This window comes from Pseudomonas sp. LBUM1666 (assembly GCF_059695775.1).
In genome coordinates, this window is record NZ_CP166789.1 from 2,974,288 (window position 1) to 2,992,433 (window position 18,146).

The 18,146-nt window shown below is 59.9% G+C and carries 11 protein-coding genes and 3 pseudogenes; 8 read left to right on the plus strand and 6 right to left on the minus strand.

The window, feature by feature from the left end; genetic code table 11:
* The first annotated feature begins 111 nt into the window (after window positions 1-111).
* The gene (gene nirA / locus ACA056_RS13620) at window positions 112-1,785 is read left to right on the plus strand and encodes a nitrite reductase NirA (RefSeq protein ID WP_497273364.1); all 1,674 of its coding nucleotides are present in this window, start codon (window positions 112-114) and stop codon (window positions 1,783-1,785) included.
* Window positions 1,782-2,264, plus strand: a complete 483-nt coding sequence (locus ACA056_RS13625) for a DUF934 domain-containing protein (RefSeq protein WP_497273365.1) — start codon at window positions 1,782-1,784, stop codon at window positions 2,262-2,264. The genes nirA and ACA056_RS13625 overlap by 4 nt, the downstream gene beginning before the upstream one ends.
* 50 nt (window positions 2,265-2,314) lie before the next feature.
* On the opposite strand, the gene ACA056_RS13630 is transcribed toward ACA056_RS13625, so the two are convergent.
* Complete coding sequence (locus ACA056_RS13630; protein ID WP_497273366.1) at window positions 2,315-2,866, minus strand: peptidase associated/transthyretin-like domain-containing protein; 552 nt, start codon at window positions 2,864-2,866, stop codon at window positions 2,315-2,317.
* 212 nt (window positions 2,867-3,078) lie between these two features.
* Here ACA056_RS13630 and ACA056_RS13635 point away from each other — a divergent pair, with 212 nt between their 5' ends.
* Window positions 3,079-4,047 (plus strand): hypothetical protein, encoded by a 969-nt coding sequence (locus ACA056_RS13635; RefSeq protein WP_497273367.1) that lies wholly within the window; start codon window positions 3,079-3,081, stop codon window positions 4,045-4,047.
* 211 nt (window positions 4,048-4,258) lie between these two features.
* On the opposite strand, the gene ACA056_RS13640 is transcribed toward ACA056_RS13635, so the two are convergent.
* The 5 genes and pseudogenes from ACA056_RS13640 to ACA056_RS13660 all read right to left on the minus strand — a co-directional run bounded on the left by ACA056_RS13640 (window position 4,259) and on the right by ACA056_RS13660 (window position 8,151).
* Window positions 4,259-6,610 (minus strand): tetratricopeptide repeat protein, encoded by a 2,352-nt coding sequence (locus ACA056_RS13640; protein WP_497273368.1) that lies wholly within the window; start codon window positions 6,608-6,610, stop codon window positions 4,259-4,261.
* Between the two features lie 150 nt (window positions 6,611-6,760).
* Window positions 6,761-6,991: pseudogene (locus ACA056_RS13645) on the minus strand (hypothetical protein); the annotation flags it as partial.
* A gap of 52 nt (window positions 6,992-7,043) precedes the next feature.
* Window positions 7,044-7,139, minus strand: a pseudogene (locus tag ACA056_RS13650) (hypothetical protein); the annotation flags it as partial.
* 138 nt (window positions 7,140-7,277) lie between these two features.
* Window positions 7,278-7,460 (minus strand): hypothetical protein, encoded by a 183-nt coding sequence (locus ACA056_RS13655; protein WP_497273369.1) that lies wholly within the window; start codon window positions 7,458-7,460, stop codon window positions 7,278-7,280.
* 266 nt (window positions 7,461-7,726) lie between these two features.
* A pseudogene (locus tag ACA056_RS13660) lies at window positions 7,727-8,151 on the minus strand (YciI family protein).
* 264 nt (window positions 8,152-8,415) lie between these two features.
* Here ACA056_RS13660 and tpx point away from each other — a divergent pair.
* The 5 genes from tpx (at window position 8,416) to ACA056_RS13685 (ending at window position 18,093) form a co-directional block, all read left to right on the plus strand.
* Window positions 8,416-8,916, plus strand: a complete 501-nt coding sequence (gene tpx, locus ACA056_RS13665) for a thiol peroxidase (RefSeq protein ID WP_008150862.1) — start codon at window positions 8,416-8,418, stop codon at window positions 8,914-8,916.
* 177 nt (window positions 8,917-9,093) lie between these two features.
* On the plus strand, window positions 9,094-10,410 hold the full coding sequence (locus ACA056_RS13670) for an MdtA/MuxA family multidrug efflux RND transporter periplasmic adaptor subunit (RefSeq protein ID WP_497273370.1): 1,317 nt from the start codon (window positions 9,094-9,096) through the stop codon (window positions 10,408-10,410).
* On the plus strand, window positions 10,407-13,511 hold the full coding sequence (locus tag ACA056_RS13675; RefSeq protein ID WP_497273371.1) for an MdtB/MuxB family multidrug efflux RND transporter permease subunit: 3,105 nt from the start codon (window positions 10,407-10,409) through the stop codon (window positions 13,509-13,511). Before ACA056_RS13670 ends, ACA056_RS13675 begins: the two co-directional genes overlap by 4 nt.
* Window positions 13,508-16,615 carry an efflux RND transporter permease subunit gene (locus ACA056_RS13680; RefSeq protein ID WP_497273372.1) on the plus strand — a complete coding sequence of 1,036 codons (3,108 nt, stop codon included), beginning with the start codon at window positions 13,508-13,510 and terminating at the stop codon, window positions 16,613-16,615. Before ACA056_RS13675 ends, ACA056_RS13680 begins: the two co-directional genes overlap by 4 nt.
* The gene (locus tag ACA056_RS13685) at window positions 16,612-18,093 is read left to right on the plus strand and encodes an efflux transporter outer membrane subunit (protein WP_497273373.1); all 1,482 of its coding nucleotides are present in this window, start codon (window positions 16,612-16,614) and stop codon (window positions 18,091-18,093) included. The genes ACA056_RS13680 and ACA056_RS13685 overlap by 4 nt, the downstream gene beginning before the upstream one ends.
* Window positions 18,094-18,146 lie beyond the last annotated feature (53 nt).

Here is an 18,146-nt window from a genome sequence, read left to right on the forward strand (position 1 = left end):
GATACGGTTTTTTAGCCTTCAGGTGAATCTGTAACGTGCTGCGCCGCAGGTCCATAGTCGTTACCTCGTGAACGAGCCGCAGAGCCCGATCAATCCTGATGAGGTAGCCACATGTATCAGTACGATGACTATGACCGGGCGCTGGTCTTTGAGCGGGTCGCGCAGTTTCGCGATCAGGTCGAACGCTTTATGGCGGATGAGTTGAGCGAAGAAGAATTCCTGCCGCTGCGTTTGCAAAACGGCCTGTACATGCAAAAGCACGCCTACATGCTGCGCGTGGCGATTCCTTACGGCACGTTAAGCGCGCCGCAGATGCGTACGCTGGCGAGCATCGCCCGGGATTACGACCGTGGCTACGGCCACTTCACGACCCGGCAGAACATGCAGTTCAACTGGATCGAACTGGCCCAGGTGCCGGATATCCTCGAACGCCTGGCACAAGTGGAAATGCACGCGATCCAGACCTCCGGCAACTGCGTGCGCAACATCACCACTGAAGCCTTTGCCGGGGTCGCAGCGGACGAAATGATCGATCCGCGGCCGCTGGCGGAAATCCTGCGGCAGTGGTCGACCATCAACCCGGAATTCCTGTTCCTGCCGCGCAAGTTCAAGATCGCCATCTGCTCGGCGGAACAGGACCGGGCGGCGATCATGATGCATGACATCGGCCTCTATCTTTACCCTGGCACCGACGGGCAAATGCTGCTGCGGGTCATCGTCGGCGGCGGGTTGGGGCGCACGCCGATCCTTGGTTTACAGATTCGCGAAGGGTTGCCGTGGCAGCATTTGCTGTCCTACGTCGAAGCGGTGCTGCGGGTCTACAACCGCCACGGTCGGCGCGACAACAAGTACAAGGCGCGGATCAAGATTCTGGTCAAGGCGCTGGGCATCGAAGCCTTTGCCCGGGAAGTGGAGGAGGAGTGCCAGTACCTCAAGGACGGCCCGGCGCAGTTGACCGACGTCGAGTATGAGCGCGTGGCCAGTGCCTTTGTACCGCCGGATTACTGCGCTCTGGCGGACACCGACCTCGACTTCGGCACGCGCCTGTCCGAAAACCCGGCCTTCGCCCGTTGGGTGTCGCGCAACGTCCAGCCGCACAAAGTGCCGGGCTACGCCAGCGTGGTGCTGTCGACCAAACCGGGCATTGCCTCACCGCCGGGTGATGTCACTGCCGAGCAAATGGAGGCCGTTGCCAACTGGTCCGAGCAGTTCGGTTTTGGCGAAATTCGCATCGCCCATGAACAGAACATTGTGTTGCCCGACGTGCCCAAGGCTGACCTCTACACGCTCTGGTGCCTGGCCTGCGAACGGGGCCTGGGCTGCGCCAACATCGGTTTGCTGACCGACATCATCGCCTGCCCCGGCGGCGACTTCTGCGCGCTGGCCAATGCCAAGTCGATCCCCATCGCGCAAGCCATTCAGGCACGCTTCGAAGACCTCGACTATCTGCATGATCTGGGCGACATCAGCCTGAATATCTCCGGCTGCATGAACGCCTGCGGCCACCACCACATCGGCAACATCGGCATTCTGGGGGTCGATAAGAACGGCAGCGAGTGGTACCAGATCACCCTCGGCGGTGCTCAGGGCAAGAACAGCGCATTGGGCAAAGTCATTGGCCCGTCCTTCAGCGCCGCCGAAGTGCCCGAAGTGATCGAGCGGATCATCGCCACGTTCGTCAATTACCGCGAGAGCGAGGAAGTGTTCGTTGACACCTTGCAGCGCATCGGTCTGGAACCGTTCAAAGAGCAGGTCTATCCGAAGCTGCTGGAGGTGTCGGCATGAATAATTTGCTGCGGCTGGAGGAGGGGGTGGCGCGGATTGTCGCTGATGATCCATGGACCCTGGTCAGGGATGTCAACGATGAATGGCCGGCGGGTGCAGTGATTCTGCCGTTGGCCCGTTGGCTTGAAGGTCCACCGCAAAAGGGCGTGTGGTTGGGGCCGGACGATGAGGTGGAAAGCCTCAAGCCGTGGTTTTCACACCTGCCGCTGATTGCCCTCGACTTCCCGAGCTTCCGTGATGGTCGCGGTTACAGCCAGGCGTACTTGTTGCGAACTCGATTGGGCTGGACGGGCGAGTTGCGCGCCGTGGGCGATGTACTGCGCGATCAACTTAGCCACATGCGTCAATGCGGGTTCGACAGCTTCGCGGTGCGGGAAGACAAGTCGGTTGAAGATGCGCTCAAGGGGCTGGCCGGGATGAGTGTGCTGTATGGGCGTTCGGTGATTGAGCCGCGGCCGTTGTTTCGACGGCGTCAGTAGAACGCCGGTGAGGATGGCGCATCCTGTAGAGCAGGATGCGCCGAGCGCTGTCAGTTGATACGGACCAGAGCAGCTCGATCGCTTGGAGAAAGCTGATCAATTTCGAGCAGGGTCAGGCTTTTTGGCGCTTCACCAGGCAGTGGGTTGCCGAGATTGCCCGCAGCGTCGGCGGGAAGTTTGTACATCGCGCCAGTGAGTGGATCGACAACGAGCATGCCAATCAACCCACCGAACAACAGGTTGCCCCAGTACCAGCCACTCATGCTGGTTTCCAGCGAAGCGCTGGTATCGGCATAACCTTCTTTCTTAAAGGTGATGGTGTAGGCCTCACCTTTAAAGTAGCCACGACCTGAAGGCAGGGTAACGGTATTGGGCGTGGAACCGTTATGAACGACGACTCCGTCCTTGTTCTTGATGGTGAAGTTGGCACCGCTTGGAGTGCTCGACACGTTCACTGGGTATTTGCTGTCGCCAACAATGCTTGCACAGCCCGAAATCAGCAGTGTGGCGGTCAGGGCTGAAACGGTGAACAGCGTGCGGAGAGCTTTCATTGATGATCCTTGAGACCGGGGTTTGCCGTCATTGGCCGAGGTACGCTTCATGTCGCCTCGTTGTGATTACTGGGGGCTGACTGCCCGGCGCGGACTCTAGCACTAATGGCAGTGCGCCATCATCCAGAATTTAAATTAATTCGGTTTAGTCGCACGCCTTGGAAAATGTTGTGTGGTGGCGCAAGGCATTTGTACTTGGGGCGATGATGGCGCTTTGGTAGAGTCCGCACCTCATAAGGAAGTCGTACCGAAAGGAGTCTGGTTTGAGTGTGGGCAAGAAGATTTTAGGGTTAACCGCGTTTCTGCTGATGTTGACCCTGTGGGGCGGTTACTTTTATGTGTTCCAGGAAAACCGCGGCGGGCAGTTGGGTGGTGTGTTCGGCAGTTACGCCTGGTGCGGCACGCCACCGGCCGCCGATGCGCTGTCGCTGGGCAAGGATCAGTTGACCCTGCGCATCACCAACAACCTGCGTGGCGAGTTCCTGCTCAGCGGCGCGGTGATTGTTTCCGAACGCACCTTCAATCGCTATGACCTGGGCCGTAACGAGCTGCGCCTGCGCCTGGAACCGCTGCGATGGTCCTACGGCGCTACGCCGATTTTCCTCGAACAGGTCAGGATCAAACCCCTGAGCCGTAACCTCGCCTCAGACAACAAAAGTGCTTACGCGGAGCTCGAGCCGCGACCGATCGGCGTGCAGGGGCGCGCCACCGAGTTTCCCTTCGACACCTACCGCTATGGCTACAAGCCGGTGCTGTATTACCTCAAGGGCAATGAGCGCATCGACCTGCGCTTTCGCCACATCACCACGGTGATGGAGATGTCGAACACCTTTACGCCCATTCAGAAGTACAACCGGGTCGAGTACATCAACGAGAAAAACTCGTTGGTTCGCGAGGAAGACTACAAACCCTACGCCACCCAAGAATGCGCGTTCAGCGTCGAGCGCAAAGGCTCGTTCAAGGTGATCGTCTTGTTGTTGCTGCTGGTGATTTGCCTGCCGCTGATGCACGTGTTTTATCGCGACGAGCCGGGCATCGATTTTCTCGCCACGCTGGTGAGTATCGGGGCGATCCGGGTGTTTCTGGTGGGGCCGTTGCAGGACTTTCAGCTGTACAACATTGACTTCCTGTTTGGCGCGGCGATTTTGCTGGTGGGCACGGTGTCGTTGATCAAGGCGATGCGGGCGAATAGTCGGCGGGAGTTGGCGTTGAAGAGCGGGTCGTCATGGTGAAGATTTGGGGTGTCATTTAGATCCACCCCTCACCCTAACCCTCTCCCCAGGGGGTAGAGGGGACTGACCGAGTTGGTTTTTAGATATTCTGCGACCGAGGAAATAGAGCCGAACTCAGGCTTAGAAGCCGATGGAGATCGGCTCCCTTTCCCCCTCGCCCCCGTGGGGAGAGGGTTGGGGTGAGGGGTGGATTTCAAGAATGTACTCCGGGTCACTTCAACGCCGGATCCCCCATGTTCATTTTTTTCCAGCCTTGCAACAACACCTGCGCCTTGGGCTCCTGCCCGTTATCCAGGTAATACTGGATCAACGACAACCGAGCATTGCGATTGGCCGGCTGCACTTTCAACAATCGCTCCAGCTCCTGGCAGGCCTCATCAACCTTGCCGCTGTCGTGCAACGCCACCGCCAACACGTAACCGTACTGAGCGTTCTGTGGCTCCAGTTGTGCGGCTTTGCGCAGGGCCGGCATGGCCTGGGCGGATTTGCCTGCGCGCACCAGCGACAGGCCTTGAGTGTGTTGCAACAGGGCGGCATCCGGATGTGCTTTCAGGCTCTGCTCCAGCAGCGTCTGAGCTTCCTGGCTGCGTCCGTTCGCCTCCAGCCATTGCACCAGTGTCACCAGCGCGGGGTAGAAATCAGGATCGCGCTTGAGGGCTGTGCGCAGCAGCGCTTCGACTTCGCCGCTACGACCGCTGGCCTGATAAAGCATGGCCAGGTTTAGGTTGGCTTCAGCGCGTTCGGCCAGGCTCTTCTGGACTTCCTCGTATTCGGCGATGGCTGCATTCCAGTTGTCCTGGGCGCTGCCCAAGCCATTACGGGCCACGCTCAGCAGATCCCGGGCCGCGACAATCCGCACAGCCTTCACCGGATCGCCCAGCAACGGCGTCAACAGCGACGCGCGCTCCGGTGGCGGCAGGAACGCGCTGATCGCCCGGACGGCGCTTTCACGCACTTGCGGGGCCGGGTGGTTCAAGTCCTTGGTGGCCAGTTTCAATGCCTGTTCGCTTGGGTACAGCGGCAACTCGGCGAGTAGGGTCGCGCGTTGAATCACTGGCAAATGGCTAAGTTGAAGCTGCTCGTACAAGGCTTGTGCCGCGCCGGGCTGACCGTTGCGAATCAGCCACAGGCTTTCGTCGTAACGCGGTGCCTGCGCGGTGGTGGTGTTCCAGAGCTTGAATTGCTCAGTGACCTTGTCGCCAGCCTTGCCCTGGTGACAGGTCAGGCAAGCGTCCGGTGTGCCGAGTTTTTTCGCCCGCTCAGGGTTGGGGATGCTGAAACTGTGGTCATGCCTGAAGTCATTGCCCATGTAGAACTTGCCGGGCATGTGACAATCCACGCACTGCGAACCTGGTTGGCCCATGGTGTGGCGAGTGTGTTCGATGGAATCGTAATTCTTCGCTTGCAGGCCCTGGCCATCGACGCCTGCCACCGAGGTCTTGCCGGCGGTGTTGTGGCATTGCAGGCAGACGTCGTTGCCCGGTGCCTTGAGCTCGGTGCTGTGCGGGTTGTGGCAGTTGCTGCAGCGCACGCCCTTGTCGAACATTTTGCTCTGGGCGAAGGAACCGTGTTCGAACACTTCGTCATTGATCTTGCCGTCCAGCGCGTACAACTCGCGGGTCAGCGTGCTTGGCAGGTAGTCATCCATCAGACGATTGCTGGCGGTGAAGCCGTCGCCCAATGGCGCGCGGCGCGAGTGGCAGCGGGCACAGGTTTCGATTTCGACAGTGGCGTTCTTGTCCTTCAGGTCGACGGCAAAACCGGCATGGACCAGATCACCTTTCTTTGCTGTCCATTCCAGGTGATTGGAGGCCGGGCCGTGGCAAGCCTGACAGCCGACACCGAGGCTGTTCCAATGGCTGTCGAAGGTGTTTTTCGCGGCATCGAAATTGCGCTTGAAACCGGTGGTGTGGCACTCGACGCACATGAAGTTGGCGTTCTGGCTCGGCTTGCTCCAGTGCAACGGGTCTTTGAAGTTCACACCCTGGCCCGGATATAGGTGAAACCAGCGGTGCTTCTCGGTATCCCAGGCCACGCCGAGGGCTTGCAACCGACCTTCGCCGACCTCGATCAGGTATTGCTGCAACGGCGCGATGCCGAAGGTGTAGGCGACCTTGAAGTCGGCATTCTTGCCGTCAATGCCGGGGGTGTTGACCCAGAACCCGCCGTCCTTGCGCGAGAAGCGGGTGGTTTCGTTTTCCGCTTTGAAGGTGACGTTATTGAAGTCGCCGAGCATCGTCTCGGCATTGGCCTCCTGCATCGCCAGTTGGTGATGGGAGCCTTGCCAGTCCTTGACCTGTTCGCTATGGCAGCCTTGGCATTGTTGCTCATCGACCATCGTTGCCGGCGCCACGGCGACCGGTTGCGATTTGGCCGGTTGAGCGACCGGAGCGCTGACAGGCGCATAGCTCACGGGGGCCGGTTTGCTGCTGTACAGAAACCAGCCTATGCCCGCTATGGCCAACAGCAAAATGCCGAGGGTGACGGGAAACAGGTAACGGTTAATCAGGGTTTGTGGCGAATCAGGTTTTGGCTGTACCGCTTTATTTTTATGTTTCGGCATTGCGACTTCCATAGTCCGGGTGCGTTTGCCGTCAGGCGCGCGTTCAAGTTCGATGCAGCTCTGCGGGATGGCCGGCGGCTGTCAAATGATGGTTGTGATCCACAGTGTGGCGTTAGACGCATGAAAGCCGATGACGTGAAAGGTGTGATTATCCAGTTCGATCGGTTCCATCGAGCCCACCAGCAGCATTTCGTGGAACTCGCTGGTCCACAGGGTGGCGTAGGGGAAGACGTCGAGAAAGCTACGCACCAGTGAGCGCGAATCGTCGATGTTCTGGGTGGGCAGCGGCAACCACTGAGCGACCAGGCCCTTGCTCTCCAGGCGGCTGGCGGCCAGTTAATGGAAGTCTCGGGAATACAAATTCACCACGCCAGCAGCGGCTGTCGATGTCGTAGACGGTCATCGACCAGAATTGCTTGGCCGGCGGGTTGGCGCCGACGTGCAGGCGATAATTTTTGCCACCGTCGAGCCAGTTGCCCTTGGTGTCGGTGTAGGGAAATCTTGCTCGGCGTAGAGCCTGGCGATGGATTCATGGGCCGGGAGTTCGCCTTCCATCGCGATCTCGCCGACCCGCGTTTCCAGATCTTGGGCGCCCACGCCGCAACTGACGAACATCGTCATCAGGCTGTAACCAGCTGCGCGAATTATGCTGTGCATATCAAAGTCCTTATTTGCCGAAGGTGACGAAGGCATTAAGAATATTGGAACAGGATTTCCACACGTTGCCACCAGCCAAACCGAGTGGGGTGTAGTGGGGGCGGTTGCAGATCGACTCGGTGGCATGCAGTAATTGCGGCACACCCATTAAGGCCGACCCTGGCGGGGCGTGAGCTTCCACATTATTCGACATGATTCCCCCGTTCCTTCATGGCTCATTGGACGACTCGGTACCTGGCGGTCGTTACTGCGTAAATCTCTTTCCTATCAAGCCTGTAGGACACGTCTGTTGAAGCTAGCAGCTAACGCCGGGTTCGCCAGTCGAAGGGGGATCTTTGGCTTTTTGTCCACGTAAGCGTGAGTTTCTGTGTACTGGAAAGTTAATGGGGAACAGCGGGGTGGATCGTCCGACCGCTGATGTGGGGAGGGGTAAACCCTCCGCCACGATGATTTGACTCATCAGCGCTTTTTCGCCTGCGCACGCACCCGTTCTTCCTGCTCCCGCAGTTCCGGCGTGAACTCGCCCCCAAATCCTCCGCTTCGAACACCTGGCGAATCTCGATTTCAGCGTCGGTGCCAGGCATCGGGTTGGGGCAGCGCTTGACCCACTCGATCGCCTCCTGTTTCGACTTCACCTGCCATATCCAGTAGCCGGCGATCAGCTCCTTGGTTTCGGCGAACGGGCCGTCGATCACCGTGCGTTTGTCACCCGAGAAACGCACGCGGGCGCCTTTGCTGCTCGGCTGCAGGCCATCGCAGTCGATGAGAATGCCGGCTTTGACCAGCTCCTCGTTATAGTTGCCCATCGCGGTCATCAGTTCCTCGCTGGGCATCACACCGGCCTCGGAATCCTGGCTGGCTTTCACAATGATCATGAATCGCATGGTCTTATCTCCGCTGGATGTGAGTGACTCACTGGCTAGTCGAATGGCCGTCGCCTGAATCGACAGCGCTTCTTACGGAAGATCGCCGAAAAGCAGATTTGTTTCTCGACACTAAACTCGTTATGCGGTGATGGGGGCGGGTTGTATCCAATGCGTGCGACGAGACATCACAATTTGTATCCGGGCATAGGTCGTCGGGCCATTTCGTGGTTAACTTCGGCCTCTTCAAAATTCTCTACAACAACGTTCAGAAGGACTCCGTTCATGGCTCAAGTCACTCTTAAAGGCTCCCCGGTTCAAGTCAACGGCCAACTGCCACAAGCCGGTTCCAAGGCGCCAGCCTTTTCCCTGGTTGCCGGCAATCTGTCCGACGTGACCCTGGCGAGCTTCGCCGGCAAGCGCAAAGTGCTGAACATCTTCCCAAGCGTCGATACCCCGACCTGCGCCACTTCGGTTCGCAAGTTCAACGCCCAGGCCAGTGATGTCGCCAACACTGTCGTGCTGTGCATCTCCGCTGACCTGCCGTTCGCTCAAGCTCGCTTCTGCGGTGCCGAAGGCTTGGAAAACGTACAGAACCTGTCGACCCTGCGCGGTGCCGAGTTCATCGAGAACTACGGCGTGGCCATCGCTGACGGCCCGCTCAAAGGCCTGACGGCCCGTGCCGTCGTGGTTCTGGACGAAAACGACAATGTTCTGCACAGCGAATTGGTCAAGGAAATCGCTGAAGAACCGAACTACGAAGCAGCACTTGCCGTTCTGAAGTAAGCGGCTTTTACATTTGTTAACGGCCTGGCCCTGTCCAGGCCGTTTTCATTTGTGCTTCAGTGTCTTAGATAAACCTCCTGTTACGTAAGCCGAAGGTAAATTGCCGGTAAAGCCGCTTTGCTTAATGCCCGCCAGTGCTTATCGTTCAGCCTCCTGTAGAAGAAGCCCACGCGCCCAATGGTTGATCATTCCATGCAATCCTCCGTTTCCCGTAGTCCCCGTCGCTGGCTGTTAGGCCTGCTTGTCCTGTTGGTCATCGCTGGCCTGTGCTGGAAGTTCTGGCCCGCCGGCACTGCCCAAAAAGAGGGCGCAGGGCAAAAAGCCGTTGCCGGGCATACCGGCAGGTCGGGGGGGATGCGTCCCGGTTTCGGCGGGGCGACCGGGCCTGTTCCAGTGCGTGTCGCGCCAGCGGTCAAGGGCGACTTCCCGCTGTACTACAAGGCGCTGGGCACCGTGACGGCGCTGAACACCATTAATGTGCGCAGCCGCGTCGGTGGTGAACTGATGAAGATCTCCTTCGAGGAAGGGCAGATGGTCAAGGCTGGCGATCTGCTGGCTGAAATCGACCCGCGCCCTTACCAGAATGCCTTGCTTCAGGCCGAAGGCACGTTGTTGCAGAACCAGGCACAACTGAAAAACGCCCAGGTCGATGTGGAACGCTATCGCGGCCTGTATCGCGAAGACAGTATCGCCAAGCAGACCCTGGACACCGCCGAAGCGCTGGTGGGCCAGTATCAGGGCACGGTCAAAACCAATCAGGCGGCGGTTAACGACGCCAAGCTCAATCTGGAATTCACCAAAATCCGCGCCCCTATTGCCGGGCGTGTGGGCTTGCGTCAGCTGGATGTTGGCAACCTGGTGGCAGCCAACGACACCACCGCGCTGGTGATCATCACCCAGACCCAACCGATCAGCGTTGCCTTCACCTTGCCGGAAAACAGCCTGGAGACCGTGCTGGCCCGTTATCGCGCCGGTGCCAAACTGCCCGCCGAAGCCTGGGATCGTGGCGACACCAAGTTGCAGGCCACCGGCGTCTTGCAGAGCCTGGACAACCAGATCGACGTCACCACCGGTACCCTGAAATTCAAGGCACGCTACGAGAACCGCGATCAAGCGTTGTTCCCGAATCAGTTCGTCAACGTCCACCTGCTGGCCGACACCCTCAAAGACGTGGTGCTCGCACCTTCGGCAGCGATTCAGTTCGGCACCAACGGTACGTTTGTCTACGCCCTGGACGGCGACAAGAAAGTCGCGATTCGTCAGTTGAAAGTCGGCGCCAGTGACGGTGAAAACACCGTGATTACCGAAGGCCTGGCCCCTGGGGATCGCGTGGTCCTTGAAGGCACCGACCGCTTGAAGGAAGGCAGCGAAGTGGAAGTGGTCAACGACACCAAGGATGTACCGACCACCCCGACCGGGCACCTGCAAGGCAAATCGGCCGCCACGGCGCCTGACGCGACGACCACCGACAAGGCGAAAAAGGGCGGCGCATGAACATCTCGCGGCTGTTCATCCTTCGCCCGGTCGCCACGACCCTGAGCATGCTGGCCATTATCCTGGCCGGCGTGATCGCCTATCGGCTGTTGCCGGTGTCGGCATTGCCTCAGGTCGATTACCCGACCATCCGCGTCATGACGCTGTATCCCGGTGCCAGCCCGGATGTCATGACCAGCGCCGTGACCGCGCCCCTTGAGCGTCAATTCGGGCAGATGCCCGGCCTGACCCAGATGGCGTCGACCAGTTCCGGCGGCGCTTCGGTGCTGACCCTGCGTTTCAGCCTCGACATCAACATGGATGTCGCCGAACAGCAGGTGCAGGCGGCGATCAACGCCGCGACCAATTTGCTGCCCAAGGACCTGCCGGCGCCGCCGGTGTACAACAAGGTCAACCCGGCGGACACCCCGGTGCTGACGCTGGCCATCACCTCCAAGACCATGCTGCTGCCCAAGCTCAACGACTTGGTTGATACGCGCATGGCGCAGAAAATCGCCCAGATCAGCGGCGTCGGCATGGTCAGCATTGCCGGCGGCCAGCGTCAGGCCGTGCGGATCAAGGTCAACCCTGAAGCCCTGGCGGCCAATGGTTTGAACCTTTCCGACGTGCGAACCCTGATCGGCGCGTCCAACGTCAACCAGCCCAAAGGCAACTTCGACGGCCCGACCCGTGTGTCGATGCTCGATGCAAACGATCAACTGACCTCGCCCAAGGACTACGCCAACCTGATTCTCGCCTACGCCAACGGCGCTCCGTTGCGGCTCAAGGACGTGGCGGAGATCGTCGATGGCGCGGAAAACGAACGTCTGGCGGCGTGGGCCAACGAAAATCAGGCGGTGCTGCTGAACATCCAGCGTCAGCCTGGCGCCAACGTCATCGAAGTGGTTGACCGGATCAAAGCCCTGCTGCCGAGCATCACCGACAACCTGCCGGCCGGTCTTGAAGTCACCGTGCTGACCGACCGCACCCAGACTATCCGCGCCTCGGTCACCGACGTGCAGCACGAATTGCTGATCGCCATTGCGCTGGTCGTGATGGTGACCTTCCTGTTCCTGCGTCGGGCCAGCGCCACGATCATTCCGTCGGTCGCGGTCCCACTGTCGCTGATCGGCACCTTCGGCGTGATGTACCTCGCGGGTTTCTCGGTCAACAACCTGACCCTTATGGCCCTGACCATCGCCACCGGTTTCGTGGTGGACGATGCGATTGTCATGCTGGAGAACATTTCCCGATTTATCGAAGAGGGCGACAGCCCCCTGAATGCGGCGCTCAAGGGCGCCAAGCAGATCGGCTTTACGCTGATCTCCCTGACCCTGTCGCTGATTGCAGTACTGATCCCGTTGCTGTTCATGGCCGACGTGGTAGGGCGGTTGTTCCGCGAATTTGCTATCACCCTGGCGGTGGCGATCCTGATTTCCCTGGTGGTGTCCCTGACCCTGACGCCGATGATGTGCGCGCGGCTGCTCAAACGTGAGCCGAAGGAAGAAGATCAGGGCCGTTTTTACCGGGCCAGCGGCGCCACAATTGATTGGATGATCGCGGCTTACGGGCGCAAGTTAAAGTGGGTTCTCAAGCATCAGCCGCTGACCCTGATGGTGGCCATCGGCACGCTGGCGTTGACCGTGTTGCTTTACATGGTGGTGCCCAAGGGCTTCTTTCCGGTGCAGGACACCGGGGTGATCCAGGGTATTTCCGAAGCGCCGCAGTCGATTTCCTTTGCGGCGATGAGTGAACGTCAGCAGGAACTGGCCAAAGTGATCCTGACGGATCCGGCGGTGGAGAGCTTGTCGTCTTACATCGGTGTGGACGGTGACAACTCGACGCTCAATAGCGGTCGTCTGCTGATCAACCTCAAATCCCACAGCAACCGCGACCTGAGCGCCACCGAGGTGATCGCACGTCTGCAACCGGAACTGGACAAACTCACCGGCATCCGCCTGTTCATGCAGCCGGTGCAGGACCTGACCATCGAAGACCGCGTCAGCCGGACTCAATACCAGTTCAGCATGTCGTCGCCGGATTCCGAGCTGCTCAGTCTGTGGAGCGGTCGTCTGGTGGAAGCCCTGGCCCAACGGCCGGAGCTGACCGACGTCGCCAGCGATTTGCAGGACAAAGGCCTGCAGGTGTATCTGGTGATTGACCGCGATGCGGCGTCACGGGTCGGTGTGTCGGTGTCGAACATCACCGATGCGCTGTACGACGCCTTCGGTCAGCGGCAGATTTCCACCATCTACACCCAGGCCAGCCAGTACCGCGTGGTGCTGCAATCGCAGTCCGGCGAGAAGATCGGGCCGGAGGCGCTGAATCAGATTCACGTGAAAACCACCGACGGCGGGCAAGTGCGCCTATCCAGTCTGGCGCACATCGAGGAGCGTCAGGCACAACTGGCGATCACTCATATCGGGCAGTTTCCGGCAGTGATGATGTCTTTCAACCTCGCGCCCGGCGTGGCGCTGGGGCATGCGGTGGAGATCATCGACCAGGTGCAGAAAGACATCGGCATGCCGATTGGCGTGCAGACCCAGTTCCAGGGCGCGGCCGAGGCGTTCCAGGCGTCGCTGTCGAGCACCTTGCTGCTGATTCTGGCGGCGGTGGTCACCATGTACATCGTGCTCGGTGTGCTTTACGAGAGTTACATCCACCCGATTACCATTCTCTCGACCTTGCCCTCGGCGGCGGTCGGCGCCTTGCTGGCATTGCTGTTGAGCGGGAATGACCTGGGCATGATCGCGATCATCGGTATCATTTTGCTGATCGGCATCGTGAAAAAGAACGCGATCATGATGATCGACTTCGCCCTCGACGCCGAACGCAATCAGGGCATGGACCCGGAAACGGCGATCTATCAGGCGGCGCTGCTGCGTTTCCGGCCGATTTTGATGACCACACTGGCGGCGTTGTTCGGTGCGGTGCCGTTGATGCTGGCGACCGGTTCCGGCGCGGAACTGCGTCAACCGTTGGGTCTGGTGATGGTGGGTGGCTTGTTGGTGAGTCAGGTGCTGACGCTGTTTACCACTCCGGTCATCTATCTGTATTTCGACCGCCTCGGTCGGCGCTGGGGTCGCAAGTCTGAAGCCGTGGAAACGGTAGAACAGCCATGAACCTGTCCGGACCTTTCATCAAGCGCCCGGTCGCGACGATGTTGCTGAGCCTGGCGATCATGCTGCTGGGCGGCGTGAGCTTCGGCCTGTTGCCGGTGGCGCCGCTGCCGCAGATGGACTTCCCGGTGATCGTGGTCCAGGCGAGTCTGCCCGGTGCAAGCCCTGAGGTCATGGCCTCGACCGTGGCCACGCCGCTGGAACGCTCCTTCGGCGCCATCGCCGGGGTCAACACCATGAGCAGCCGCTCCAGCCAGGGCTCGACCCGGGTAATTTTGCAGTTCGACCTGGACCGCGACATCAACGGTGCGGCGCGGGAAGTGCAGGCAGCGATCAACGCTTCGCGCAATTTGCTGCCGAGCGGGATGCGCAGCATGCCGACCTACAAGAAGGTCAACCCGTCCCAGGCGCCGGTCATGGTGCTTTCGCTGACCTCCGACGTACTGGAAAAAGGCCAGCTCTACGATTTGGCCTCGACGATTCTGTCCCAGAGCGTGTCTCAGGTGCAGGGTGTCGGCGAAGTGCAGATCGGCGGCAGCTCCTTGCCGGCGGTGCGCATCGAACTCGAACCGCAGGCGCTCAACCAATACGGCGTGGCGCTGGACGATGTGCGCAACACCGTCGCCAACGCCAACGTGCGTCGGCCCAAGGGCTCGGTCGAAGACGGCCAGCGGCTGTGGCAGGTTCAGGCCAACGATCAACTGGAAAAAGCCAAGGATTACGAGTCGCTGATCATTCACTACGCGGACGGCGCGGCCCTGCGCCTGAAGGACGTGGCCAAGGTCAGCGACGGCGTCGAAGACCGCTACAACAGCGGTTTCTTCAACAACGACGCGGCGGTACTGCTGGTGATCAACCGCCAGGCTGGCGCCAACATCATCGAGACGGTCAACGAAATCAAGGCTCAACTGCCGGCGTTGCAGGCCGTGTTGCCGGCCAGCGTGAAGCTGAACGTGGCGATGGACCGGTCGCCGGTGATCAAGGCGACCTTGCACGAAGCGGAAATGACCCTGCTGATTGCCGTGGCGCTGGTGATTCTGGTGGTGTTCCTGTTCCTCGGTAACTTCCGCGCCTCGTTGATTCCGACCCTTGCGGTGCCTGTGTCGCTGGTCGGCACCTTTGCGGTGATGTACCTCTATGGTTTCTCCCTGAACAATCTGTCGCTGATGGCGCTGATTCTGGCCACCGGTCTGGTGGTGGACGACGCCATTGTGGTGCTGGAGAACATTTCCCGGCACATCGACAAAGGCGTACCGCCGATGAAGGCCGCGTACCTCGGGGCGCAGGAGGTGGGCTTCACCTTGCTGTCGATGAACGTCTCGCTGGTGGCGGTGTTCCTGTCGATCCTGTTTATGGGCGGGATTGTCGAAAGCTTGTTTCGCGAGTTTTCCATCACGTTGGCGGCGTCCATCGTGGTGTCGCTGGTGGTCTCGCTGACGCTTACGCCGATGCTCTGCGCTCGCTGGCTCAAGCCGCATACGCCGGGTGAGGAAAACCGTTTGCAGCGCTGGAGTCAGCGCGCCAACGAGTGGATGGTCGGCAAATACGCCACAAGCCTCGACTGGGTGCTGCGTCATCGCCGGTTGACCTTGCTTAGTCTTATCGTGACAGTCGGCGTTAACATTGCGCTGTATGTCGTTGTTCCTAAAACATTTATGCCTCAGCAGGACACCGGTCAACTGATCGGTTTCGTGCGCGGCGACGACGGGCTGTCATTCAGCGTGATGCAGCCGAAAATGGAAACCTTCCGCCGTGCCGTGCTCAAGGATGACGCGGTGCAAAGCGTCGCCGGCTTCATCGGCGGCACCAACGGCACCAACAACGCCTTCATGCTGGTGCGGCTGAAACCGATCAAGGAACGCAACCTGTCTGCGCAAAAGGTCATCGAACGCCTGCGCAAGGAAATGCCCAAGGTCGCCGGTGCGCAGCTGATGCTGATGGCCGATCAGGACCTGCAGTTTGGTGGCGGTCGTGAACAGACCACGTCCCAGTTTTCCTACATCCTGCAAAGCGCCGACCTTGGCGAGTTGCGCGAGTGGTATCCGAAAGTCGTTACCGCACTCAAGGCTTTGCCGGAGCTGACTGCGATTGACGCCCGTGAAGGGCGCGGCGCCCAACAGGTGACCCTGATCGTCGACCGTGATCAGGCCAAACGCCTGGGCGTGGACATGGACATGGTCACCGCGGTGCTCAACAACGCCTACAGTCAGCGGCAGATTTCGACGATTTACGACAGTCTTAACCAGTATCAGGTGGTCATGGAGGTCAATCCGAAATATGCCCAGGACCCGATCACCCTCAAACAGGTTCAGGTGATCACCGCTGACGGTGCGCGGATTCCGCTCTCGACCATCGCTCATTACGAAAACAGCCTGGAAGACGACCGCGTCAGCCACGAAGGCCAGTTCGCCTCCGAGAGCATTTCCTTCGACATGGCCGAAGGCGTGACGGTGGAGCAGGGCACGGCGGCCATCGAGCGGGCTATCGCCAGACTTGGCATGCCGGAAGACGTGATCGTGAAAATGGCCGGCACTGCCGACGCCTTCGCCGCCACCCAGAAGAGCCAGCCGTGGATGATTCTCGGCGCACTGGTGGCGGTGTACCTGGTGCTCGGTGTGCTGTATGAAAGCTACATCCATCCGCTGACCATTCTCTCGACCTTGCCGTCGGCCGGGGTCGGCGCGTTGCTGTCGATTTACGCGCTGGGCGGTGAGTTCAGCCTGATCTCGTTGCTCGGGCTGTTCCTGCTGATCGGCGTGGTGAAGAAAAACGCCATTCTGATGATCGACCTGGCCTTGCAGCTGGAACGGCATCAGGGCATGGCGCCGCTGGAATCGATTCGCAGCGCTTGCTTGCAACGTCTGCGGCCGATTCTGATGACCACCCTGGCGGCGATCCTCGGCGCGTTGCCGTTGCTGCTGAGCCGCGCCGAAGGTGCGGAAATGCGTCAGCCGCTGGGCCTGACCATCATTGGCGGACTGATCTTCAGCCAGGTGCTGACCCTTTACACCACCCCGGTGGTTTACCTCTATCTCGACAAACTGCGCCATCGCTTCAACCACTGGCGTGGGGTGCGTACCGATGCTGCTCTGGAAACTCCGCTATGACTGACCGTTCGCTTATCACTCTGGCTGCACCGCTGGTAACGGCCCGGGGCTCGCGTTTGTTGAGCCTGGCGCTGTGCGTGGCAATGCTCAGCGCCTGCGCCATCGGCCCGGATTACCAGCGCCCGCAAGCGGCTGCGCCGGCGCAATACAAGGAAGCTGCAGGCTGGCGTCAGGCCAATCCCAGCGATTCTCTGGCACGTGGCGCCTGGTGGGAGTTGTATGGCGATCAGCAGCTCAATGGCCTGATCGAAAAACTCAACAGTGCCAACCAGACCGTTGCGCAGTCCGAAGCCCAGTACCGTCAGGCCCAGGCCTTGGTGCGCAGTGCCCGTGGCGCGTTTTTCCCCACCGTGGACCTGACCGTCGGGAAAAACCGCTCCAGCCAGGGCACCGGCAGCAGCAGTTCGAGCCTGACCAGTTCTTCCAGCGGGATTCGCGACACTTACACCGCACAGGCCGGGGTCAGTTGGGAAGCCGATGTTTGGGGCAAACTGCGCCGAGGCCTTGAAGCCGACACCGCCAACGCCGAGGCGAGTTTTGCCGATCTCGCGGCGATGCGCTTGAGCCAGCAGTCGGAACTGGTGCAGAACTATCTGCAACTGCGCGTGATCGACGAGCAGAAACGCCTGCTGGAAGCGACGGTCGAGGCCTATCAGCGCTCGCTGACAATGACTGAAAACCAGTATCGCGCCGGTGTCTCCGGCAAGGATGCGGTGGCGCAGGCCCAGACTCAGCTTAAAAGCACCCAGGCTGACATGGTTGATTTGATCTGGCAGCGCGCTCAATTCGAGAATGCCATTGCCGTACTGATCGGGCTACCGCCGGCCGAGTTCAGCCTGGCTGAAACCAAAGACATTCCTGCGTTGCCCGAGATACCGCTGAGCCTGCCTTCGCAATTGCTCGAGCGCCGCCCGGACATCGCCTCCGCTGAACGCTCGGTGATGGCGGCCAATGCCAACATCGGCGTGGCCAAGGCGGCCTACTACCCGGACCTGACGCTGAGTCTGAACGGCGGTTACAGCAGCAGCACCACTTCCAACTGGATCAGCGTGCCGAACCGCTTCTGGTCGGTCGGACCGCAATTAGCCATGACCTTGTTCGACGGCGGTCAGCGCTCCGCGGAAGTTGACCGCAGCGAAGCGGCCTACGACGAAACAGTGGCCAAGTACCGCCAGACCGTGCTCGATGGTTTTCGTGAAGTGGAAAACTATCTGGTGCAGCTCAAGGTTCTGGAAGACGAAGCGGGCGTGCGCCAGGAAGCACTGGACGCGGCGCGTGAATCCTTGCGTCTGACCCAGAACCAATACAAGGCCGGGGTGATCGCTTATCTGGGCGTGGTGGTCGTTCAGGCCACAGCGTTGAACAATGAACGCAGCGTGCTGGATTTGCTGCAGAGCCGGTTGATTGCCAGCGTGCAATTGATCGCGGCACTGGGTGGTGGCTGGGATGGGGCATTGCAAGTGAGCGAAAAAGAGTAGGCGCCAGCTCACCCGATCGCGAGATGTCAGTTAATGTGAAACCTTAAAACAAG

What these genes read in the sequence shown, in the direction of transcription:
- nirA (WP_497273364.1), top strand. Translation starts at nt 112, where the DNA reads ATGTATCAGTACGATGACTATGACCGGGCGCTGGTCTTTGAGCGGGTC.
- ACA056_RS13625 (WP_497273365.1), top strand. Translation starts at nt 1,782, where the DNA reads ATGAATAATTTGCTGCGGCTGGAGGAGGGGGTGGCGCGGATTGTCGCT.
- ACA056_RS13630 (WP_497273366.1), bottom strand. Translation starts at nt 2,866, where the DNA reads ATGAAGCGTACCTCGGCCAATGACGGCAAACCCCGGTCTCAAGGATCA.
- ACA056_RS13640 (WP_497273368.1), bottom strand. Translation starts at nt 6,610, where the DNA reads ATGCCGAAACATAAAAATAAAGCGGTACAGCCAAAACCTGATTCGCCA.
- ACA056_RS13655 (WP_497273369.1), bottom strand. Translation starts at nt 7,460, where the DNA reads ATGTCGAATAATGTGGAAGCTCACGCCCCGCCAGGGTCGGCCTTAATG.
- tpx (WP_008150862.1), top strand. Translation starts at nt 8,416, where the DNA reads ATGGCTCAAGTCACTCTTAAAGGCTCCCCGGTTCAAGTCAACGGCCAA.
- ACA056_RS13670 (WP_497273370.1), top strand. Translation starts at nt 9,094, where the DNA reads ATGGTTGATCATTCCATGCAATCCTCCGTTTCCCGTAGTCCCCGTCGC.
- ACA056_RS13675 (WP_497273371.1), top strand. Translation starts at nt 10,407, where the DNA reads ATGAACATCTCGCGGCTGTTCATCCTTCGCCCGGTCGCCACGACCCTG.
- ACA056_RS13680 (WP_497273372.1), top strand. Translation starts at nt 13,508, where the DNA reads ATGAACCTGTCCGGACCTTTCATCAAGCGCCCGGTCGCGACGATGTTG.
- ACA056_RS13685 (WP_497273373.1), top strand. Translation starts at nt 16,612, where the DNA reads ATGACTGACCGTTCGCTTATCACTCTGGCTGCACCGCTGGTAACGGCC.